This window comes from Hyphomicrobiales bacterium (assembly GCA_030688605.1).
In the GTDB taxonomy this organism is placed as follows: Bacteria; Pseudomonadota; Alphaproteobacteria; order Rhizobiales; family NORP267; genus JAUYJB01.
Window position 1 is genome coordinate 1 of the sequence record JAUYJB010000093.1, and the last position, 3,482, is coordinate 3,482.

At 61.7% G+C, this 3,482-nt stretch carries 3 protein-coding genes; 2 read left to right on the top strand and 1 reads right to left on the bottom strand.

From position 1 onward, the window contains the following. Nucleotides 1–896: TRAP transporter substrate-binding protein DctP (gene dctP, locus Q8P46_10400; protein ID MDP2620569.1), on the bottom strand; the 896-nt coding region annotated here is incomplete at its 3' end. Nucleotides 897–1,754: 858 nt separating this feature from the next. Between dctP and Q8P46_10405 the strand changes: the two genes are divergently transcribed. Together Q8P46_10405 and Q8P46_10410 are read left to right on the top strand one after the other, a co-directional pair. Next, on the top strand, nucleotides 1,755–2,588 hold the full coding sequence (locus Q8P46_10405; GenBank protein MDP2620570.1) for a 3-keto-5-aminohexanoate cleavage protein: 834 nt from the start codon (nucleotides 1,755–1,757) through the stop codon (nucleotides 2,586–2,588). Nucleotides 2,589–2,901: 313 nt separating this feature from the next. Beyond that, nucleotides 2,902–3,482: GntR family transcriptional regulator (locus Q8P46_10410; protein MDP2620571.1), on the top strand; the 581-nt coding region annotated here is incomplete at its 3' end.

The window sequence follows — 3,482 nt, forward strand, 5'->3', positions numbered from 1 at the left end:
AAGTAGAGCTTCACGCCCTTCGCTTGCAGTTCCTCCGCGCCGACCGCGTCCCAGATTTGGACGAGGCCGCGACCGGCCTTTTGCGCCGCGTCGCCGGCCCTCAGGACCGCCGCCTGCTGGTCCGCCGGCAACGACGAGAACCACTTGTCGCTGACGAACAGGAACGTCTGGTTGAACAGGTGCCCATCCACGATCACGTAGCTGATCACCTCGTTCAGCTTCATGTTCAGAATGGCCTGGTAGGGAAGCTCGAGCCCATCGACAACCCCGGTCTTGAGCGCCGAATAGAGCTCGCCGAAGGGCACGGGCGTCGGCGCCGCGCCGATCCCCCGCACCATCGCCTGATGGCCGGGATGCTCCATGGTGCGGATGCGCACCCCTTTTAGGTCGTCGGCGGAGCGCACCTGCTTGTTGGTGCCGAAGTTACGGAAAGGTCCCGGCGCCGCGGTGCCGACGACGCGCAGCCCGGTCTTCTGACGCATGGCCTCCTTGAGTTCTTGGCCGTACGGCCCGTCCATGACCTTCCACGCCACCTCGATCGACGGGAAAAGGAAGGGGATCCCCAGGACCCCCATGGGCGGGAAGAAGTTTACCGTGGTCCCCTCGGTAATGATGACCGCGTGGATCGACCCGAGCTTCAGGGCCTCCATCATTTCGCGCTCCTTGCCGAGCTGCGAGGACGGGAAAATGTTGACCGTGATTTTGCCCTGGGTCTCCTGTTCGAGCACCCCTTTGAAAACAACCGACATAGCCGCATGCGGGCTGTCGAAGGGCCGCTGATTGTCGGTATGGCCGATCTTGATGGCCGTTTGCGCCAGCACGGGCGACGCCGCGAGCAACACAAGCAGCATGCCAAGCCAACGCCAAGCACGCGCGGTGAAGGAACATGTTGTCATGGTGGACCTCCCTAACCTCGGCTGTTGGACTCACCCGAGGGCAACGTCGCGATCGAACGCGAAAGAGCTTCATATCCTGCATTCATCTTGCCGCGACGCCTATGGAGCGTCAAGCCGGCTTGGCTTGCCCGCCGAAGGTGCCTTCAGCGTTGCTGGTACTGTGTCGCGCCGAACAAGATGGCGCGGGTCTTTTTATCGATCTCCTTGGGCACCGCCGATCGATCGGCAAGCACCTTGCGCCCGCGCTCGACCACCGGCCGCGCCGCGACCCCGTCGAATCACCGTTCCACGTTGGCGAAGTCCGCTAGGTCTTGGCCCTGGGTCCTATGCGAACTGAGCCGGGGGAAAAAGGCGATGTCGGCGATCGAATAGTCGCTGCCCGCAAGATACCCGCAAGATATACGTGGCCTCCCCGCGATTTTGGTCCAAGCGGACAGTTAGTTCTCCTGACTAATTATCTCTATCAACCTGGACCAGGAAAATCCAGTCAGGTCACCACCTTCGGTCAGAGAAATTTTGCTGCCAGTCTCCTTCGGCTAGGCTGGCGGAGGGAGAGAAACTCGGCTCGAACCTTCTCCCTTAGTAACCTATCCTGGCAGTGACTTTTTAGATTCATCTGCAATCATTGGCAGTAATGTCACCTTGATTAGCCTCCATTAACCTACCTGCCCCCGCGAACAATACCAGTTTTTAAGTTAGAATCGCTTGCATTGAGAATGTCCGATCAGGACCGATTATCCCATCGTGGAGACGCCGCTGCTGACGCAGGTCAAGGAACTTCACCGAGCGGCCGGCCGTCCGCAGTTTCCACATCACGCAACGATCCCCTTCAAAGGGGCCCGACGAGAGAGGGTTGCCATGACCAGTCCCTGCATCATCACCGTCGCGATCACCGGCGCTCTACCGACCAAGGCCGACAATCCGGCGGTGCCGGTTACGCCGGCCGAGCAGATCGAGTCCACGCACGAGGCATTCGAGGCGGGCGCCGCCCTGGTCCACGTCCACGTGCGCAACGAGGACCAAACGCCGGGGTCGGACCCCGAGAAGTTCGCCGCCATTCAGGAAGGCATCAGGAAGCATTGTCCCGGCATGATCATCCAGTTCTCGACGGGCGGTCGCGGGCGCGACCAAAACCAGCGCGGCGCCATGCTTTACCTAAAGCCGGATATGGCGTCGTTGTCGACGGGATCGGTCAATTTCCCCAAGAGCATCTACGAGAACCCGCCCGATTTCGTCGAGGGACTGGCCTCGACGATGCTCGGGTTCGGCATCAAGCCGGAGATCGAGGTGTTCGACGTGGCCATGCTGTACAACGCCGCCAACCTGGTGAAAAAAGGTCTCCTGAAGGAACCGGTTCACGTCCAGTTCGTGCTCGGCATCCCGAACGCACTGCCGGGGCGGCGCAAGCTTCTCGAGTTTCTCGTCTCGGAACTGACCGAGGTGCTGCCAAGTGCCACGTGGACTGCGGCCGGCATCGGCAGGCATCAGTTTGATGTCAACCAGTGGTCCCTTGAGCTCGGCGGGCATTGCCGCACCGGGCTCGAGGATAACGTGAAGTTCGACCGCGACCGCCTAGCCGCTAGCAACGCCGAGCTCGTCAAGAAGATCGTCGACGTGACCGGCGGCTACGACCGGTATCCCGCAACTCCGGCAGAGGCAAGGCGGATCCTAAGCTTGGCGCCGGTCGGCTGAGTCCGTGTCCGGAGGTGAGCATTCGCCATTATCTTCCGATCCGGATGTCCGGGCCGCTTGACCGATTGCTCCGAAGGACGGGGCGGGCCGTTTCGGTTTCGCCCTGCCAATTCCTTCCGGCGGCCCTAAGGTCAAGGGATTCCTCGCCCACCCGGCCTGTGAAATCCAATTGACCGCCCATGCCGGCAACTTTATTGTATGGGTAACCATATAATTATTGTCTGGTTAGACAGGCAAATAGGCCCTGGTCGCGGGAACCGGCAAGGCAGGCAGGGGCGTGGGCGTCGGGTTTTTCACACCGTTTCCGAAGTATTTGCAGATCCGCGACCTGCTGGTCCGGCGTCTCGGCAGCGAATACAGCCCCGGCGACCGCTTCCCCACCGAGCAGGCCTTGACCGACGAATTCGGCGTCAGCCGCGAGACCGTACGCGAGGCACTTTCCGGCTTGGAAAAGGATGGAATCCTCCGCCGCCATCGGGGCCGAGGCACGTTTGTCGCCTGCCTGCCCGCCGAACGCCCGGACGAACGCCTGACGGGTCCGGTCGAGGGGTTCACCGAGCTAAAGCTCGACACCGAGGCGCGGATCCTTAAATCAGGCGTTTGCAACCTGCCGCCAGCGTTTTTCAGCCGCCATGGTATTCCCGCCGGGCGGCCGTTCTATCTGATTCGTCGGCTTCGGCTGCTGGACGGAGCGCCGTTGGCGCTTCACGATGCGTTCATGCCGGTGGAGGTCGGCGTCCGGATCGATCGGCTCGACCTTCGTCACACTACCATCATGGGCGAACTCCGTGACACGCTCAGCATTCCGATCCGCGAGCGATGGCAGCAGATCGACGCCACTGTCGCCGATACGGAAATGGCCGGGCCGCTGAATGTCCCGATCGGCGCCCCGCT